This window comes from Enterobacter sp. 22466 (assembly GCF_052044775.1).
Lineage (GTDB): Bacteria > Pseudomonadota > Gammaproteobacteria > Enterobacterales > Enterobacteriaceae > Enterobacter > Enterobacter dissolvens.
The window spans coordinates 728,500-747,417 of the sequence record NZ_JBQENX010000001.1; the positions used below are offsets into that span (position 1 = coordinate 728,500).

Annotated in this window: 15 protein-coding genes; 11 read left to right on the plus strand and 4 right to left on the minus strand. The window is 53.0% G+C overall.

The window, feature by feature from the left end:
- Positions 1–3 precede the first annotated feature (3 nt).
- The 4 genes from dmsB (at position 4) to ACTJJI_RS03455 (ending at position 3,560) form a co-directional block, all read left to right on the plus strand.
- Entirely contained in the window at positions 4–621 is a 618-nt protein-coding gene (gene dmsB / locus ACTJJI_RS03440) for a dimethylsulfoxide reductase iron-sulfur subunit DmsB (protein WP_046888148.1), read from the plus strand.
- Between the two features lies 1 nt (position 622).
- Positions 623–1,486 (plus strand): dimethyl sulfoxide reductase anchor subunit family protein, encoded by an 864-nt coding sequence (locus ACTJJI_RS03445; protein ID WP_047362276.1) that lies wholly within the window; start codon positions 623–625, stop codon positions 1,484–1,486.
- Between the two features lie 274 nt (positions 1,487–1,760).
- Positions 1,761–2,909, plus strand: coding sequence for an MFS transporter (locus ACTJJI_RS03450; protein ID WP_440653053.1), 1,149 nt, complete (start codon positions 1,761–1,763; stop codon positions 2,907–2,909).
- A gap of 123 nt (positions 2,910–3,032) precedes the next feature.
- The gene (locus tag ACTJJI_RS03455; RefSeq protein WP_043951591.1) at positions 3,033–3,560 is read left to right on the plus strand and encodes an anti-virulence regulator CigR family protein; all 528 of its coding nucleotides are present in this window, start codon (positions 3,033–3,035) and stop codon (positions 3,558–3,560) included.
- A 35-nt stretch (positions 3,561–3,595) separates the two neighbouring features.
- On the opposite strand, the gene pflA is transcribed toward ACTJJI_RS03455, so the two are convergent.
- The 4 genes from pflA to ycaO form a co-directional block, all read right to left on the minus strand.
- Entirely contained in the window at positions 3,596–4,336 is a 741-nt protein-coding gene (pflA, locus tag ACTJJI_RS03460; RefSeq protein WP_440653055.1) for a pyruvate formate lyase 1-activating protein, read from the minus strand.
- 198 nt (positions 4,337–4,534) lie between these two features.
- Complete coding sequence (gene pflB / locus ACTJJI_RS03465; RefSeq protein ID WP_014831282.1) at positions 4,535–6,817, minus strand: formate C-acetyltransferase; 2,283 nt, start codon at positions 6,815–6,817, stop codon at positions 4,535–4,537.
- Positions 6,818–6,868: 51 nt separating this feature from the next.
- Positions 6,869–7,726, minus strand: coding sequence for a formate transporter FocA (gene focA, locus ACTJJI_RS03470; RefSeq protein ID WP_440653058.1), 858 nt, complete (start codon positions 7,724–7,726; stop codon positions 6,869–6,871).
- A gap of 406 nt (positions 7,727–8,132) precedes the next feature.
- Positions 8,133–9,893 (minus strand): 30S ribosomal protein S12 methylthiotransferase accessory factor YcaO, encoded by a 1,761-nt coding sequence (gene ycaO / locus ACTJJI_RS03475; RefSeq protein ID WP_440653060.1) that lies wholly within the window; start codon positions 9,891–9,893, stop codon positions 8,133–8,135.
- A 127-nt stretch (positions 9,894–10,020) separates the two neighbouring features.
- Here ycaO and ACTJJI_RS03480 point away from each other — a divergent pair, with 127 nt between their 5' ends.
- The 7 genes from ACTJJI_RS03480 to ACTJJI_RS03510 all read left to right on the plus strand — a co-directional run bounded on the left by ACTJJI_RS03480 (position 10,021) and on the right by ACTJJI_RS03510 (position 18,907).
- A complete protein-coding gene (locus ACTJJI_RS03480; RefSeq protein WP_440653062.1) occupies positions 10,021–10,713 on the plus strand; it encodes a DUF421 domain-containing protein in 693 nt (230 codons plus the stop codon).
- A 162-nt stretch (positions 10,714–10,875) separates the two neighbouring features.
- Positions 10,876–11,964, plus strand: a complete 1,089-nt coding sequence (serC, locus tag ACTJJI_RS03485; protein WP_028028021.1) for a 3-phosphoserine/phosphohydroxythreonine transaminase — start codon at positions 10,876–10,878, stop codon at positions 11,962–11,964.
- Between the two features lie 68 nt (positions 11,965–12,032).
- On the plus strand, positions 12,033–13,316 hold the full coding sequence (aroA, locus tag ACTJJI_RS03490; protein WP_440653064.1) for a 3-phosphoshikimate 1-carboxyvinyltransferase: 1,284 nt from the start codon (positions 12,033–12,035) through the stop codon (positions 13,314–13,316).
- Between the two features lie 185 nt (positions 13,317–13,501).
- Entirely contained in the window at positions 13,502–14,185 is a 684-nt protein-coding gene (gene cmk / locus ACTJJI_RS03495; protein WP_013097305.1) for a (d)CMP kinase, read from the plus strand.
- A gap of 111 nt (positions 14,186–14,296) precedes the next feature.
- Positions 14,297–15,970: a 30S ribosomal protein S1 gene (gene rpsA, locus ACTJJI_RS03500; protein WP_008499966.1), complete on the plus strand. Its 1,674-nt coding sequence runs from the start codon at positions 14,297–14,299 to the stop codon at positions 15,968–15,970.
- 170 nt (positions 15,971–16,140) lie between these two features.
- Positions 16,141–16,428 (plus strand): integration host factor subunit beta, encoded by a 288-nt coding sequence (ihfB, locus tag ACTJJI_RS03505; protein ID WP_003858233.1) that lies wholly within the window; start codon positions 16,141–16,143, stop codon positions 16,426–16,428.
- 214 nt (positions 16,429–16,642) lie between these two features.
- Positions 16,643–18,907 carry a ComEC family protein gene (locus ACTJJI_RS03510; protein ID WP_333087009.1) on the plus strand — a complete coding sequence of 755 codons (2,265 nt, stop codon included), beginning with the start codon at positions 16,643–16,645 and terminating at the stop codon, positions 18,905–18,907.
- The last annotated feature ends 11 nt before the right edge of the window (positions 18,908–18,918 follow it).

Sequence of the window (18,918 nt, forward strand, 5' to 3'; positions counted from 1 at the left end):
CCGATGACAACCCAGTATGGATTTTTTATTGATTCCAGCCGTTGCACCGGGTGCAAAACCTGCGAGCTGGCCTGCAAGGATTACAAAGACCTGACCCCGGACGTCAGCTTCCGCCGGATCTACGAATACGCAGGCGGCGACTGGCAGGAGGATAACGGCGTCTGGCATCAGAACGTCTTTGCCTATTACCTGTCGATTGCCTGTAACCACTGTGAAGATCCGGCCTGCACCAAAGTATGTCCGAGCGGGGCGATGCACAAGCGTGACGACGGGTTTGTGGTGGTGGATGAGGATGTCTGCATTGGCTGCCGCTACTGCCATATGGCCTGTCCGTACGGTGCGCCGCAGTACAACGCCGCGAAAGGCCACATGACCAAGTGCGACGGCTGCCACGACCGCGTCGCCGACGGCAAAAAGCCGATTTGCGTGGAGTCCTGTCCGCTGCGGGCGCTGGACTTCGGTCCGATTGACGAGCTGCGTAAAAAACACGGCCAGCTTGCGGCCGTCGCGCCGCTGCCGTCCGCGCACTTCACGAAGCCGAGCATTGTGATTAAACCTAACGCCAACAGCCGCCCCACGGGAGATACCACCGGCTACCTGGCAAACCCGAAGGAGGTGTGAGATGGGAAGTGGATGGCATGAATGGCCGCTGATGATCTTCACGGTCTTTGGGCAGTGTGTGGTGGGCGGCTTTATTGTGCTTGCCCTGGCGTTAATGAAAGGCGATCTGAAGGCTGAACAGCAGCAGCGTGTGGTGCTGAGTATGTTTGGACTGTGGGTGCTGATGGGGATCGGTTTTATTGCCTCTACGCTGCACCTCGGCTCGCCAATGCGCGCGTTCAACTCGCTCAATCGCGTGGGGGCGTCTTCGCTCAGTAACGAAATTGCCAGCGGGGCGATCTTCTTTGCTGTCGGCGGGCTAGGTTGGCTGCTGGCAGCCCTGAAAAAGCTTCCTGCGGGGCTGCGCAACGTGTGGCTGGTGGTCACGATGGTGCTGGGTGTGGTCTTCGTGTGGATGATGGTGCGGGTTTACAACACTATCGATACCGTTCCCACCTGGTATAGCGTCTGGACGCCACTGAGTTTCTTCCTGACGATGTTTATCGGTGGGCCGCTGCTGGGCTACCTGCTGCTGCGCGTGGCGGGTGTGGACGGCTGGGCGATGCGCCTTCTGCCAGCCGTTTCGCTGCTGGCGCTGGTAGTCAGCGCAATGGTTGCCCTGATGCAGGGCGCTGAGTTGGCAACCATTCACAGCTCCATTCAGCAGGCCTCAGCCCTGGTGCCAGATTACGGTTCTCTGATGGCCTGGCGTGTCGTCCTGCTGGTGGCGGCGTTGGTATTCTGGATTGCTCCTCAGCTTAAAGGTTATCAGCCTGCGCTACCGCTGTTGTCGCTGGCCTTTGTGCTGGTGCTGGCAGGGGAGTTGATTGGGCGCGGTGTGTTTTACGGTCTGCATATGACCGTTGGTATGGCTATCGCCAGCTGATTTTATTTTTTGTTATAAAAAGCCGGGACATAGCGCCCGGCTTTTCTTTTTTCATTCATGAAATTTTTCGACTGATGTTTCGTAATAAAAATTCCCTGAAATAAATAAAAACAAATAGATAATTAATATCTATAGCAGGCTTTACATTAGCAGGATGAGTTTTTTAAATCGACATGGCACATATCGTGCGTCACGCCTGAATCGGTGGATTGACTTTGTTTTTGCCAGTGGCATGATGCGCACGAAATCTGAACTTCCTCACGGTTTTTAATCCATGACCACCTATACCCGGCCAGTGCTTCTGTTGCTCTGTGGCCTGCTTCTGCTGACCCTGGCGATCGCAGTGTTAAATACGCTCGTCCCGCTATGGCTCGCCCATGAAAACTTACCGACCTGGCAGGTGGGTATGGTCAGCTCGTCCTTTTTCACGGGGAACCTGCTGGGCACCCTGATGACGGGAAGTCTGATTAAGCGCGTTGGCTTTAACCGCAGCTATTATCTGGCCTCGCTGATTTTCGCTGCCGGATGTGCCGGGCTGGGCCTGATGGTCGGCTTCTGGAGCTGGATGGCATGGCGCTTTATTGCTGGCGTAGGCTGCGCGATGATTTGGGTTGTGGTCGAAAGTGCGTTGATGTGCAGCGGTACCTCACGCAACCGGGGACGTCTGCTGGCAGCGTATATGATGGTCTATTACGTCGGAACCGTGCTTGGGCAATTGATGGTCAGCAAACTGCCGACCAACCTGATGAGCGTTCTGCCGTGGGTCACGGGCATGGTGCTGGCGGCGATCCTGCCGCTGCTCTTTACACGCATTGTGAATCAGAACAGTGAACATCAGGAAGCGACCCACGTCTGGCCGATGCTGAGACTGCGTCAGGCGCGTTTGGGCGTGAACGGCTGCATCATCTCCGGGATTGTGCTGGGTTCACTTTATGGCTTGATGCCGCTCTATCTGAACCACCAGGGCGTCAGTGATTCCGGGATCGGCTTCTGGATGGCGGTAATGGTCAGCGCGGGCATCGTCGGACAGTGGCCGATTGGCCGTCTGGCAGACCGTTTTGGGCGCCTGCTGGTGTTGCGCGTCCAGGTCTTCGTGGTGATTATGGGCTGCCTTGCCATGCTCAGTAATGCCGCGATGGCGCCTGCGCTGTTTATTCTGGGGGCGGCAGGTTTCACTCTTTATCCGGTCGCGATGGCGTGGGCCTGTGAAAAAGTTGAACATCACCAGCTGGTGGCGATGAACCAGGCGTTGCTTTTAAGCTATACCATTGGCAGTTTGCTGGGGCCGACATTTACCGCGATGCTGATGCAGAATTATTCCGACAATTTGTTGTTTATCATGATTGCCAGCGTGTCGTTTATTTATCTCTTAATGTTACTGCGAAAAGCGGGCGAGCATCCCACGCCAGTGGCACATGCCTGATGAATTAAAAGCCAGTCATTGACTGGCTTTTTTATCCCCATCACATATAGGAATTTTACGCATTGTTTGTTTATCGCGCCAGGCGATAATTCAGGTGAGTTCTAACACTAAAAGGCAGCAATCATGGCTACACGTCGTTTAACCACTACCGCACTGGCAGTAGTGTTGTCTTTAACGTTTGCTACAGCGCCTGTCATGGCTAACCCTGGAAACGGGAATGGCGGTGGTGGTCACGGTAACAGTGGCGGACAAGGTAATGGCGGTAATCACGGCAACGGGAATTCCGGCAATCATGGCAACGGTAAGTCCGATACCCATGGCAATAAAAAAAGTGGTCAGGATAACCCGGGTAAATCGAATAAAAGCGTCAGTGATGATGTCGACGCCCGCGTGAGCTTCGATCATGCTCGTCATCTGGCATTGAACTATGGATTAACGGGGTATGAATCACTGCCTCCGGGCATTGCTAAAAACCTCGCACGTGGTAAACCACTGCCTCCAGGTATTGCGAAGAAAACCGTGCCAGCCTCCATGCTGGGCCAGCTTCCTTCCTATCCTGGCTATGAATGGCGTGTGGTCGGTGACGATCTGGTTCTGGTCGCGCTGAGTACTGCGATTGTGACTTCCGTAATTAACGGCGTCTTTAAATAAATACAAAGAGGCCCGGTTATCACCGGGCCTCTTTTTTAATACATGACCTTGTGTCCGTATTGTTCCAGAATACCTTTCACGCGCTCCATCGTCTCTTTCTTCGGCGGCTTAACGCCATCAAGTTTATATTCTTCGCCCATCGCCACCCATTTGTGTTTACCCAGTTCGTGGTAGGGCAGAAGCTCAATTTTCTCAACGTTGCCCATATCGCGGGTAAATTCGCCCAGGCGATGTGCGGAATCATCATCATCAGACCAGCCAGGAACGACGACATAGCGGATCCAGGTTTTGATACCCTTGGCTGAAATATATTTGGCGAACTCCAGCGTACGGTGATTGGACACGCCAACCAGGTTCTGGTGGATCTCATCATTCATCTGTTTGAGATCGAGCATGACCAGATCGGTGACTTGAAGCAATTCATCGATGACCGGATCGTAGCGGCGCACAAACCCGTTCGTGTCGAGGCAGGTGTGTATGCCTTCTTTGTGGCAGGCACGGAACCAGTCGCGCACAAATTCCGCCTGAAGAATGGCTTCACCACCGGATGCGGTGACGCCCCCGCCGGACGCGTTCATAAAGTGGCGGTAAGTCACCACCTCTTTCATTAGATCTTCAACGGTCACTTCTTTGCCGCCGTGCGTATCCCATGTATCACGGTTGTGGCAGTACAGGCAGCGCATCAGGCAGCCCTGGAAAAAGGTGATAAAACGGATGCCCGGGCCATCAACAGTGCCACAGGATTCAAAGGAGTGAATGCGACCAATAATTGACATTGCGGTGATATCTCCGAATTTGGCCCATCCAGGGGCCTGTGTAGATGCACAGCTCAAAGGCTATGTCGAGTCTGTTTTGGCTGTTATCCATTCAGTATAGATAGCGGCCAAAAGAGACTGGGGTGTGGAAGAAAAAGGCCCCACTGACGTGGAGCCTTTATTGTACGCTTTTTAACGCGTGATTTCAGTCAATTCCAGTTACATGGACTGAGTGAAAGTACGGGTGATAACGTCCTGCTGCTGTTCTTTCGTCAGGGAGTTAAAACGTACTGCGTATCCAGATACACGGATGGTCAGCTGAGGATATTTCTCAGGGTGTTCCATCGCGTCGAGCAGCATTTCACGGTTCATGACGTTCACGTTCAGGTGCTGACCACCTTCGATGGACGCTTCGTGGTGGAAGTAACCATCCATCAGACCCGCGAGGTTGGTTTTACGCACTTCGTCGTCTTTACCCAGCGCGTTTGGCACGATAGAGAAGGTGTAAGAGATACCATCTTTCGCGTAAGCAAACGGCAGTTTAGCAACGGAGGTCAGAGAGGCAACAGCACCTTTCTGGTCACGACCGTGCATTGGGTTAGCACCTGGGCCAAATGGCGCGCCAGCACGACGACCGTCTGGAGTGTTACCGGTTTTCTTACCATACACAACGTTAGAGGTGATGGTCAGAACAGACTGAGTCGGGATAGCGTTACGGTAGGTGGTCAGTTTCTGAATTTTCTTCATGAAACGTTCAACCAGGTCAACCGCCATGTCATCAACGCGAGCGTCGTTGTTACCAAACTGCGGGTATTCGCCTTCGATTTCGAAGTCGATAGCCAGACCGTCTTCGTCACGAATTGGTTTAACTTTTGCATATTTGATTGCAGACAGGGAGTCAGCAGCAACGGACAGACCTGCGATACCACACGCCATGGTACGGATAACGTCACGGTCATGCAGCGCCATCAGCGAAGCTTCGTAGCTGTATTTGTCATGCATGTAGTGGATAACGTTCAGTGCAGTAACGTACTGTTTCGCCAGCCAGTCCATGAAGTGATCCATGCGTTCCATGACTTCGTCATAGTTCAGCACATCGCCTTTGATTGGTTCAGACTTAGGACCAACCTGCATTTTCAGTTTTTCATCAACGCCGCCGTTGATAGCGTACAGCATGGTTTTCGCCAGGTTTGCACGCGCACCGAAGAACTGCATTTGTTTACCAACAACCATTGGGCTCACGCAGCATGCGATAGCGTAGTCGTCGTTGTTGAAGTCCGGACGCATCAGGTCATCGTTCTCATACTGCAGAGAAGAGGTGTCGATGGACACTTTAGCGGCGAATTTCTTGAAGTTCAGAGGCAGTTTTTCAGACCACAGAACGGTGATGTTTGGCTCCGGAGAAGGACCCATGGTGTACAGGGTGTTCAGGAAGCGGAAGCTGTTTTTGGTAACCAGAGTACGGCCATCTACGCCCATACCACCGATAGATTCGGTTGCCCAGATTGGGTCACCAGAGAACAGTTCATCATACTCAGGAGTACGCAGGAAGCGAACCATACGCAGTTTCATGACCAGGTGGTCAATCATTTCCTGAGCGTCTTGCTCGGTGATTTTACCTGCTTTCAGGTCACGTTCGATGTACGCATCCAGGAAGGTGGATACGCGACCGAAGGACATTGCTGCACCGTTCTGAGACTTAACGGCGGCCAGGTAGCCGAAGTAGGTCCACTGGATAGCTTCCTGAGCGTTAGTTGCAGGACCAGAGATATCGCAGCCATATTTAGCAGCCATCTCTTTGATCTGACCCAGCGCACGGTGCTGTTCAGCGATCTCTTCACGCAGACGGATAGTCGCTTCCAGGTTTACGCCGTTTTCCAGATCGGACTGCAGGGAAACGAACTGCGCGTATTTGTCTTTCATCAGGAAGTCGATACCGTACAGCGCAACGCGACGGTAGTCACCGATGATACGACCACGGCCGTAGGCATCTGGCAGGCCAGTCAGAACGCCAGATTTACGGCAGTTCAGAATGTCTTTGGTGTAAACATCGAATACACCCTGGTTGTGGGTTTTGCGGTATTCGGTGAAGATTTTTTTCAGCATTGGGTCCAGCTCGCGGTTGTACGCTTTGCAGGAACCTTCAACCATTTTGATACCACCGAACGGGATGATCGCACGTTTCAGTGGTGCTTCAGTCTGCAGACCAACGATTTTCTCAAGGGCTTTGTTGATGTAGCCAGCATCGTGAGAAGTGATGGTGGAAGCAACGGAGGTGTCAAAATCAACTGGCGCGTGAGTGCGGTTTTCCAGTTTTACGCCTTCCATTACGCTGTCCCACAGCTTGGTTGTCGCGTCAGTTGCGCCAGCCAGGAAGGATTCGTCACCTTCATACGGGGTATAGTTTTTCTGAATGAAGTCACGTACGTTTACTTCATTCTGCCAGTCACCTTTCGCAAAACCTTCCCAGGCTGTGGCTAACTTTTCATTAAGCTCGGACATGTAACACCTACCTTCTTAAGTGGATTTTTTATTTACTGCCTGAGATAACCATCAATGATGATCGTCGCCACGCAGGTAAATGACCCAGTATGTCAACCCAACTAACAGACCCCCACCGATAATGTTCCCGAGAGTGACAGGGATCAGGTTATCAGTAATGAAATTCATAATAGTCAGGTGAGAGAAACTTTCCGGGGTTGAACCAACTGCGGTCCAGAACTCCGGGCTCGCAAAGTTGCGGATTACAATACCCATTGGGATCATAAACATGTTCGCAATACTGTGCTCGAAGCCGCTGGCAACAAACATCGCAACCGGCAGAACCATAATCATGGCTTTGTCCATCAGGCTACGACCAGAGTAGCTCATCCATACCGCCAGACAGACCATCAGGTTCGCGAGGATGCCAAGTGCAACCGCTTCGATAAATGTGTGGTGCATTTTGTGGTCCGCGGTCTGCAGGACGTTCAGTCCCCAGCCGCCGTTGGCGGTCATATACTCGCCAGAGAGCCACATCAACAAAACAAAGAGCAGACAGCCAATCAGGTTACCAACATAGACGTTAAGCCAGTTGCGCGCCAGTTGACCCCAGGTAATTCTTCCGCTGGCTTTTGCTACGACAATCAGCACCGTTGAGGTGAAGAGGTCGGCGCCGCAGATAACGCACAGAATCAGACCCAGTGAGAAGCAAATGCCGCCAATCAGTTTGGCCATGCCGTAAGGCATCGCGGCAGTACCGGTGGTGGCAGTGATGTAGAAGACGAACGCGATTGAGATGAACACACCGGCCGTGATCGCCAGATAGAACGTCTTCATCGGGTGTTTCGTTGCTTTATAGACACCCGCTTCTTCGGCAACTTTGGCCATCGCAGCAGGGAGTAAAAGATCAAAAGGGTTGTCAGCTTTCACACTAACTCTCTCTTTATTAAGTCGGCGACGAGATACTAACAAAGCATTATAGAAGAGAAATTGATATAGATCATATCTCGCCTGGCTTATAGGCCCGCAGTGTGTATGGTTTTACGACAAATGCGGTGTAAGTTTTTGATTATCAATATAAAAATAAATTTTAAAAGTTATGAAAAGAGTTGAATTTTTTCGGTCGGCCACCTCTGGAACAGTTAATTAATATGGAGTATTTGCCATAAAAAGTAACAGTAAAGCCCAGGTAAATATTATTATATTTACCCATATTTAACTTTATTATTACATCCAACGTTCATTGCCGAAAAAAATAAAAAACGGGGCAATGAAATTGCCCCGTAATATAGCCCAGACGATTAAATACGCCTACTGCTGATAATGTTATATGCGCTTATTTTGACCAGTAAGCGGCTTTTGCTTTCTGCAGTTTTTCATAGGCCTTCAACAGCGACTGATGCGCAGGGAAGGCTTTCAGATCGCTGTCTACCGCCTGCAGTCCGTAGAATGGCGCTTCGCCGCTCAGGGCCGCGCTGGCGGCTTCTACCGCCTCGGCACCGTACATGCGCACGAAGGCGTTCAGGTACTGCAGTGGCTCACGATCCTCTTCCTGCGCAAGAAGCAGGAGGGTTTGCAGGCAGCGGTAGTAGTTGGTGCGCTCGGCAGAGAACACTGACTGGTTGAATTCCATGGTCCACTCGGTCCAGGCCAGGGCCTGATCCAGATCGCCGCCAGCCAGCGCCAGCATCGCTTTCAGCTCGCCGATGCGCAGGGTATACCAGCCGTTGTCTTTGCCGGTAGCCAGACCCAGCAGCTCACGTACGCGCGTGAAGTCATCATGGCCTTCGTCGTCCAGCTGGGCGATCAGGTTCAGATAATCCTCTTTTTCCCACTCGCTGCCCGGCAGGGCCAGCAGCGTTTCACGCAGGTGCGCACCCATGCTGTTGTTCGCCAGCCACAGATCTTCAGCCGGATAGATATCGGACATGCCCGGCACCAGAATACGGCAGGCGTAAACACCCAGGTGTTCGTAGTCAGCAATGTAGACTTCTTTATCTTCCGCGTTGAAGATGGCCATCAGGGTAGCGAACTCTTCTTCGGTCGTACCGGCAAAGCTCCAGTCGACGAATGGATAGTCTGCGTCCTGCTTGAACATGTCCCAGGAGATCAAACCGCTGGAGTCGATGAAGTGGGTTTCGAGGTTGGTATGCTCGGCCACTTCTTCGTCGTCAAAGGTTGGTGGAGTAAATACATCGAGATCTTTCAGGCTACGGCCCTGCAGCAGCTCGGTGACGGTACGCTCCAGCGCCACGCCAAAGTCAGGATGCGCGCCGAAGGAGGCGAAGCAGGTGCCGTTCGTCGGGTTAAACAGCACAACGCAGATAACCGGATATTTACCGCCCAGCGAGCCATCATAAGCAAAGATAGGGAAGCCTTCTGCCTCCAGCTTAGCAATGGATTCCACCACGCCCGGATAGCGCGCCAGCACGTCGGCCGGAATTTCAGGCAGACTGATGGATTCAGCAATGATGCGGTTTTTAATGTGGCGCTCAAACACTTCTGACAGCCCCTGCACACGCGCTTCATTGCGGGTGTTACCGGCGGACATGCCGTTAGACACATACAGGTTACCGACAATGTTCATCGGGATGTAAACGGTCTGTTCATCAGACTGACGGGTGAACGGCAGGGCGCAGATCCCACGCTCTTCATTACCCGACTGCAGATCGATCAGCATGCTGGCGGTCAGTTCATTTTCCGGATCGTAGAACGCACGCAGGCGCGCATCGAGAATACCTTCCGGCAGTTCATCGTCTTCGGTCAGCGGGAACCATTTTTCATTGGGATAGTGAACGAACGGGCCGTTAGCGATGGTTTCACCCAGCCAGAAATCGGCGAAGAAGTAGTTGGTCGACAGACGTTCAAAATACTCACCCAGCGCAGAAGCCAGCGCCGCTTTTTTCGTCGCGCCTTTACCGTTGGTAAAGCACAGTGCACAGTCTTTATCGCGAATATGCACGGACCAGACGTGAGGCACTGGATTGAGCCAGGAGGCTTCTTCGATATTAAAGCCCTGGTCGGTCAGTTTCTGCTGGAAGCGAGCGATGGAATCTTCCAGAGCGGCGTCTTTGCCGGGGATAAACGTTTGAGTCATGGCGTTCACTTTTATCGTACGTAAAGCGCGCAATGATACGGGTTTTGCGTGACAGGTGCTATCTCCGGCGAAAATAAAAGACTGGGCTATGCTTACTGTCAGTAACTGACTGTTAAGGCATAGAAAAATGAAAGCATTCGATCTCCAGAGGATGGCGTTTGATAAAGTCCCACCCGAATTTTTAGGCGAAGTGGCGCTGCGTAGCCTGTATACCTTCGTCCTGGTCTTTCTGTTTCTTAAAATCACTGGTCGGCGCGGTGTGCGGCAGATGTCGCTGTTTGAAGTGTTGATCATTCTGACGCTGGGCTCAGCGGCGGGGGATGTCGCTTTTTATGATGATGTACCAATGGTGCCGGTGTTTATTGTCTTCGTCACGCTGGCGCTGCTTTACCGGCTGGTCATGTGGCTGATGTCGAAAAGCGAAAAGCTGGAAGACATGCTTGAAGGGAAGCCCGTCGTTATCGTTGAGGATGGACAGTTGGCCTGGGAAAATGTTCAAAGCGCCAATATGACCGAATTTGAGTTCTTCATGGAGCTGCGTCTGAATAGCGTGGAACAGCTTGGGCAGGTGCGTCTGGCGATAATGGAAACCAATGGGCAAATCAGTGTGTATTACTATCCCGACGACGAGGTGAAGCCGGGGTTGTGTATTCTGCCGGATATGTTGATCGAACGGTTTAAGACAGTGCCGGAGTCCGGCGAGTATGCCTGTGTAAGATGCAGCCATGTCGTCTCCATGCAGGTGGGCGATCATCAATTATGCCCCCGCTGTACAAATCCGGAATGGACGAAGGTTAGCCGGGCCAAACGCCTTATCTGACAGCCATTTTGTCGGTTTTGTGACAACGAGGCGGCAGATTGTATTGTGTGACGACGGGCACATTTCACCGGTCATAAGTTTTAGACATTGCGGCGCGTGTCACTGAATGATAAAACCGATATCCACAGTTATAACTTATGGCTTTTAGCGTGGTGAGGGGAAATGGCTCAAGTCTTTAATTTCAGTTCAGGTCCGGCAATGTTACCGGCAGACGTGCTTAAACAGGCTCAACAGGAACTTTGTGACTGGAACGGTCTGGGTACGTCGGTGATGGAAATCAGCCACCGTGGTAAAGAATTTATTCAGGTGGCGGAAGAGGCAGAAAAGGATTTTCGCGATCTGCTGAACATTCCCTCGAACTACAAAGTATTGTTCTGCCACGGTGGTGGACGCGGCCAGTTTGCTGGCGTACCGCTGAATATTCTGGGCGACAAAACCACGGCAGACTATGTTGACGCTGGTTACTGGGCTGCCAGCGCGGTGAAAGAGGCGCATAAATATTGCACGCCAAACGTCATCGACGCCAAAGTAACCGTTGATGGCCTTCGTGCCGTGAAGCCGATGAGCGAGTGGCAGCTCTCTGACAACGCCGCGTATCTGCACTACTGCCCGAACGAAACCATCGACGGGATTGCCATCGACGAGACGCCGAACTTCGGTAAAGACGTGGTGGTTGCCGCTGACTTCTCCTCTACCATTCTCTCTGCGCCGATTGACGTCAGCCGCTACGGTGTCATCTATGCGGGTGCGCAGAAAAATATCGGCCCTGCAGGACTGACTATCGTCATCGTGCGTGACGATCTGCTGGGTAAAGCGCATAAATCCTGCCCGTCGATTCTCGATTACACCGTGCTGAACGATAACGACTCCATGTTCAACACCCCGCCGACCTTTGCCTGGTATCTCTCCGGCCTGGTCTTCAAATGGCTGAAGCAAAACGGTGGCGTGGCGCAGATGGATAAGATCAATCAGCAGAAAGCTGAGCTGCTGTACGGCGTGATTGATAAGAGTGATTTCTATCGTAACGATGTGGCGAAAGCCAACCGTTCCCGCATGAACGTGCCGTTCCAGCTGGCGGACAGCAACCTGGATAAAGTTTTCCTGGAAGAGTCCTTCGCCGCAGGTCTGCATGCGCTGAAAGGCCACCGTGTGGTGGGCGGCATGCGCGCCTCTATCTATAACGCCATGCCGCTGGAAGGCGTTAAGGCCCTGACCGATTTCATGATTGACTTCGAACGTCGCCACGGTTAATTGCGCTGTTTTCACCCCCGTAGCCCTGCTGCGGGGTTTTTATTATGTTGAGTTGAGAGTTAAGTTTCATGAAATCCCTGACGTTACAACCTATCGCGCGGGTAGATGGCACCATTAATCTGCCTGGTTCAAAAAGTGTCTCGAACCGCGCTCTGCTGCTGGCAGCTCTGGCAAACGGCACCACCGTCCTCACTAACCTGCTGGACAGCGATGACGTGCGCCATATGCTCAATGCGCTGAAAGCGTTGGGAGTTCATTACACGCTGTCTGACGACCGTACCCGCTGTGAAGTAACGGGGAATGGCGGTGCGCTACGTTCAGCCGAGGAACTGGAGCTGTTTCTGGGTAACGCGGGAACCGCCATGCGTCCACTGGCTGCCGCCTTGTGTCTGGGTAGCAACAACATTGTTCTGACCGGCGAGCCGCGCATGAAAGAGCGTCCGATCGGCCATCTGGTGGATGCCCTTCGTCAGGGCGGTGCGCAGATTGAGTATCTGGAGCAAGAGGATTACCCCCCACTGCGCCTTCGCGGTGGCTTTAGCGGCGGCAACGTTGAGGTGGACGGCAGCGTCTCCAGCCAGTTCCTGACGGCACTGCTGATGACCGCTCCGCTGGCACCGCAGGATACGGTTATCACCATCAAGGGCGACCTGGTGTCTAAGCCGTACATTGATATCACCCTGCATCTGATGAAAACCTTCGGCGTTGAGGTGGAAAACCAGTCTTATCAGCGTTTCGTGGTGCGGGGGGCGCAGCAGTATCAGTCTCCGGGCAACTACCTGGTTGAAGGTGACGCCTCATCTGCTTCCTACTTCCTGGCAGCAGGGGCGATTAAAGGCGGTACCGTGAAAGTGACCGGTATTGGCCGTAACAGCGTGCAGGGCGATATTCATTTTGCTGATGTGCTGGAAAAAATGGGGGCGGTGGTGACCTGGGGGGAGGATTTCATCGCCTGTACACATGGTGAGCTCAATGCCATCGATATGGACATGAACCACATTCCTGACGCGGCAATGACCATTGCCACCGCTGCGCTGTTTGCCAAAGGCACCACGACGCTGCGCAACATCTACAACTGGCGCGTAAAAGAGACTGACCGTCTGTTCGCGATGGCCACCGAGTTGCGTAAAGTAGGCGCCGAAGTGGAAGAGGGCGAAGATTACATTCGCGTAACGCCTCCGGCAAAACTGCAGTTCGCGGAAATTGGCACTTACAACGATCACCGTATGGCGATGTGCTTCTCGCTGGTGGCGCTGTCCGATACACCTGTTACGATCCTCGATCCTAAATGTACGGCGAAAACCTTCCCGGACTACTTCGAGCAGCTGGCCCGCATCAGTACACTGGCCTGATGACATAATGCCGCATCACCCGATGCGGCATTTCCTTACGTTTTCTGACGTTTGTTCCCGCACATTTCTTCTACACTCTGCTTCATTAATTCCGTAATTTGCACGCAAAGGTAACAGTTGCGCACGTTGGCGCGTATAATGCGCGGCGTTCATGTTAACGGTATGCCTTTATTAAGGAGAAAAAGATGACGGCAGTTGCCCCGGTAATCACCATTGATGGGCCTAGTGGCGCAGGGAAAGGAACTCTGTGCAAGGCGATGGCGGAAGCATTGCAATGGCATCTTTTAGATTCGGGAGCTATCTATCGCGTGCTGGCGCTGGCAGCGCTGCATCACCATGTGGATGTTGCGTCTGAAGAGGCGCTGGTTCCGCTGGCTGCGCATCTGGATGTGCGTTTTGTCTCGACCGATGGCAACCTCGAAGTGATCCTGGAAGGGGAAGATGTAAGCGGCGAAATTCGTACGCAGGAGGTTGCTAATGCGGCCTCTCAGGTGGCGGCTTTCCCGCGCGTTCGTGAAGCTCTGTTACGCCGTCAACGCGCTTTCCGTGAAGCGCCGGGTCTGATTGCTGACGGGCGAGATATGGGGACGGTGGTTTTCCCTGATGCGCCAGTGAAAATTTTCCTTGACGCCTCCTCGGAAGAACGGGCTCAACGCCGCATGCTTCAGTTGCAGGAGAAGGGGTTTAGTGTTAACTTTGATCGCCTTTTATCCGAGATAAAAGAGCGCGATGACCGCGATCGTAACCGCGCCGTCGCCCCACTTGTTCCTGCAGAAGATGCACTAGTTCTGGATTCCACCAGTTTAACTATTGAGCAAGTGATTGAAAAAGCGCTACAATATGCGCGCCAGAAACTGGCACTCGCGTAATCGCGACCGATTTAGCAGTACCCCCGCTGCAATGGATTGACGGCGGGTATGTGAAACAACCCCATCCGGCACGGAGCCAGGTGGACGTTAATATTAACCTGAAGATTAAACATGACTGAATCTTTTGCTCAACTGTTTGAAGAATCCTTAAAAGAAATCGAAACCCGTCCGGGTTCCATCGTTCGCGGTGTTGTTGTTGCTATTGACAAAGACGTAGTACTGGTTGACGCCGGTCTGAAATCTGAGTCCGCCATTCCGGCAGAGCAGTTCAAAAACGCCCAGGGCGAGCTGGAAATCCAGGTAGGTGACGAAGTTGACGTTGCTCTGGACGCAGTAGAAGACGGCTTCGGCGAAACCCTGCTGTCTCGTGAAAAAGCTAAACGTCACGAAGCATGGATCACGCTGGAGAAAGCTTACGAAGAAGCTGAAACTGTGGTCGGTGTTATCAACGGCAAAGTTAAAGGTGGCTTCACTGTTGAGCTGAATGGTATTCGTGCGTTCCTGCCAGGTTCACTGGTAGACGTTCGTCCAGTCCGTGACACCCTGCACCTGGAAGGCAAAGAGCTTGAGTTCAAAGTAATCAAGCTGGACCAGAAGCGTAACAACGTTGTTGTTTCCCGTCGTGCCGTTATCGAATCCGAAAACAGCGCAGAACGCGATCAGCTGCTGGAAAACCTGCAGGAAGGCATGGAAGTCAAAGGTATCGTTAAGAACCTCACTGACTACGGCGCATTCGTTGACCTGGGCGGCGTTGATGGCCTGCTGCACATCACCGACATGGCGTGGAAACGCGTTAAGCACCCAAGCGAAATCGTGAACGTGGGCGACGAAATCACTGTTAAAGTGCTGAAGTTCGACCGCGAGCGTACTCGTGTATCCCTCGGCCTGAAACAGCTGGGCGAAGATCCATGGGTAGCTATCGCTAAGCGTTACCCAGAAGGTACCAAACTGACTGGTCGCGTGACCAACCTGACTGACTACGGCTGCTTCGTTGAAATCGAAGAAGGCGTTGAAGGTCTGGTACACGTTTCCGAAATGGACTGGACCAACAAAAACATCCACCCATCCAAAGTTGTTAACGTTGGTGACGTAGTGGAAGTTATGGTTCTGGATATCGACGAAGAACGTCGTCGTATCTCCCTGGGCCTGAAGCAGTGCAAAAACAACCCATGGCAGCAGTTCGCGGAAACCCACAACAAGGGCGACCGTGTTGAAGGTAAAATCAAGTCTATCACTGACTTCGGTATCTTCATCGGCCTGGACGGCGGCATCGACGGCCTGGTTCACCTGTCTGACATCTCCTGGAACGTTGCAGGCGAAGAAGCAGTTCGTGAATACAAAAAAGGCGACGAAATCGCAGCAGTTGTTCTGCAGGTTGACGCAGAGCGTGAGCGTATCTCTCTGGGCGTTAAACAGCTCGCAGAAGATCCGTTCAACAACTGGGTTGCACTGAACAAGAAAGGCGCAATCGTAAACGGTAAAGTGACTGCAGTTGACGCTAAAGGCGCAACCGTAGAACTGGCTGACGGCGTTGAAGGTTACCTGCGCGCTTCTGAAGCTTCACGTGACCGCGTTGAAGATGCCACTCTGGTTCTGAACGTTGGCGACGATGTTGAAGCTAAGTTCACCGGTGTTGACCGTAAGAACCGTGCAATCAGCCTGTCTGTTCGTGCTAAAGACGAAGCTGATGAGAAAGATGCAATCGCAACTGTTAACAAACAGGAAGATGCAAACTTCTCTAACAACGCAATGGCTGAAGCTTTCAAAGCAGCTAAAGGCGAGTAATATCAAGTCCTCAGCATCCTTTGAGCGGTAACGCATTTATCGCGCGAAGGATGAGGAGCAAACTTGACAGATTGCAGGATTCGTCCTGTAATCAATAACAAAGGGCGGCTACGGCCGCCCTTGTTTAATGAGCTGTTCAGCTAATTGGTTTGAAAGGAACCGGAGGAATCATGACCAAGTCAGAATTGATTGAGAGACTTGCCAGTCAGCAACCGCATATCCCAGCCAAAGCAGTGGAAGATGCCGTAAAAGAGATGCTGGAGCATATGGCCACCACTCTTGCCCAGGGCGAGCGCATTGAAATCCGCGGTTTCGGTAGTTTTTCTCTGCACTATCGTGCTCCACGTACCGGGCGTAACCCGAAGACTGGTGATAAAGTCGAGCTGGAAGGTAAGTACGTTCCACACTTTAAGCCGGGTAAAGAACTGCGCGATCGCGCCAATATTTACGGCAACTGAGTTTAGCCATCAGGTTAAACTGGGTTCGAAAGAAAGCACCTTCGGGTGCTTTTTTTGTACTTATCGTTTTTATTCTGAAGCTGCGCCGCAATCTCCGTGTCGTTTTCTGCAAACCGACAAAAACAGTGCAGCGCGCGCTGTAACCTGCATTTTATTCAACTGACGCCTCTCTCCCTCTTCTTACATACTGTCGCCCTGAAACAGGGAGGTCGTAATGGGTATTCCCACACTAAGTCTGTGCGCCATTCTGGCGATAGTGCCGCTACTCTGGTTACCTGAACTACCTGCGTGCGAAACCGTGTGGGTCATGTTCGCTGGCGGGATAGCGCTGGGCATTCAGCGGAACGTCAGCCTGAAGTTTGTCGGTATTGGTTTGCTATTTTGCGTCTGGGGTATTCTGGCCGCGCAGGAAAGCGTCTGGCCGATGCAGCATTTAACCACCGGTGCGGTAAAGGCAGAGGTAGAGATCACGGCCACCGATGGGGCAACGATGCATCAGGGAAAGATTGTCACGCTTGATGGCAAACGCTGGTGGGCATCGACGGGGATCGTACTTTATGGCAATTACCTGCCACAAAAGGCGTGCGCGGGTCAGCGCTGGGCCATGACGCTCCGGCTCAGGCCTGTACATGGGGAACTGAATGATGGTGGGTATGATCCTCAGCGAAATGCTTTTGCCCGACATCAAACGCTGAGCGGACGTTTTACGCAGGCGGCAATTGTCGATGAACGCTGCAGTCTTCGTGCCCGCTATCTGTCATCACTGCACGACACGCTTTCACCCTATCGCTGGGGAGCCGTGATCCTGGGGCTGGGGATGGGTGAACGCCTGGATGTCCCCCGGGAAATAAAAAACCTGATGCGTGAAACCGGCACGTCGCATCTGATGGCGATCTCGGGTTTGCATATCGCACTGGCGGCTTCCATTGTCTGGTTGCTTGCCAGGGGTTTTCAGTTGTTATTGCCGTGTCAGTGGATCCGCTGGCAAATGCCTCTGCTTGCGGGACTGTTTTTTGCGGCTTTCTACGCATGGCTAACGGGTCTACAGCCGCCAGCATTACGCACGGTCATTGCGCTTGCGGTGCTGGCCGCTCTGCGGATCGGCGCGCGTCAGTGGTCTGCATGGCAGATCTGGTGTAGCTGTATTGCAGCGATACTCATCGTTGATCCGCTGGCGGTGCTTTCTCAGAGTCTGGCTCTGTCTGCATTTGCCGTCGCCGCATTGATTTTCTGGTATCAGTGGTTGCCAGCCCCCAGCTGGCGCTGGACTCGCCGGGTGCGACCCCTGATAAATCTACTCTATCTGCAGGTCGGAATGTTGCTGCTGCTCCTGCCTTTGCAGGTGTTGATGTTCCATGGTTTCAGTGTCTCTTCGCTGGTGGCGAATCTCTTTGCCGTTCCGCTGGTGACCTTTATCTCGGTTCCGCTGATCCTGCTCGGTATGCTACTGCACCTGCTCCCGCTGGCCTCCCTGGAGACTGGCGTATGGTTTGCAGCAGATAAGTCCCTGGCCGGATTGTTCTGGCTGCTGCAGCGCCTGCCTGATGGCTGGCAGGATGTCGATGAGCGCTGGCAGTACCTGACATTGCTGCCCTGGCTGGCCATTATCGGCTGGCGCTTTCGCTCCTGGAAAAGCATGCCGGCGGTGTGTCTGACTGGAACTGTCGTGCTGGCATCTCCATTCATGCGAACGGAGAAAACCGATTGCTGGACGTTGCATATGCTGGATGTGGGGCAGGGGCTATCAATGGTTATTGAGCGGCAGGGTAAAGCGCTTCTATACGACACCGGTCCCGGCTGGCCTGGGGGAGATAGTGCGCAGCAGCTGATTATTCCGTGGTTACGCTGGCATCACCTGCAACCAGAGGGCGTTATTCTCAGTCACGAGCACCTGGACCATGCTGGTGGTCTGGCCTCGCTGCAGGCGGCATGGCCCGGCTTGTGGGTAAGAAGCCCGCTGGGGTGGGCACAGCATCTTCCCTGCTTTCGTGGACAGCAGTGGAAATGGCAGGGGCTGACATTGACCGTTCACTGGCCACCGGCTGGATCCTCTGCCCAGGGTAACAATCGCTCCTGCGTGGTTAAAATCGATGACGGTGAGCAGAGTGTTTTGCTGACAGGGGACATTGAAGCGCAAGCGGAACAGGCTATGCTTAGCCATTACTGGCGTTATCTGACATCAACGGTGATACAGGTGCCGCACCATGGCAGTAATACTTCGTCATCGTTGCCGCTGGTACAACGGGTGGAGGGACAAATCGCGCTGGATTCTGCGGCCCGTTACAATGCGTGGCGATTCCCGTCCACGAGAGTGGTCAGACGTTATCGAAAGGAGGGCTATATCTGGCAGGATACCCCTCATTCCGGACAAATATCGGTGACGTTTTCGCAACATTCATGGCAAATCCGGCGGTTGCGGGAACAATATTTACCGCGTTGGTATCATCAGTGGTTTGGCGCGCCCGTCGATAACGGGTAGAATATGCGGCT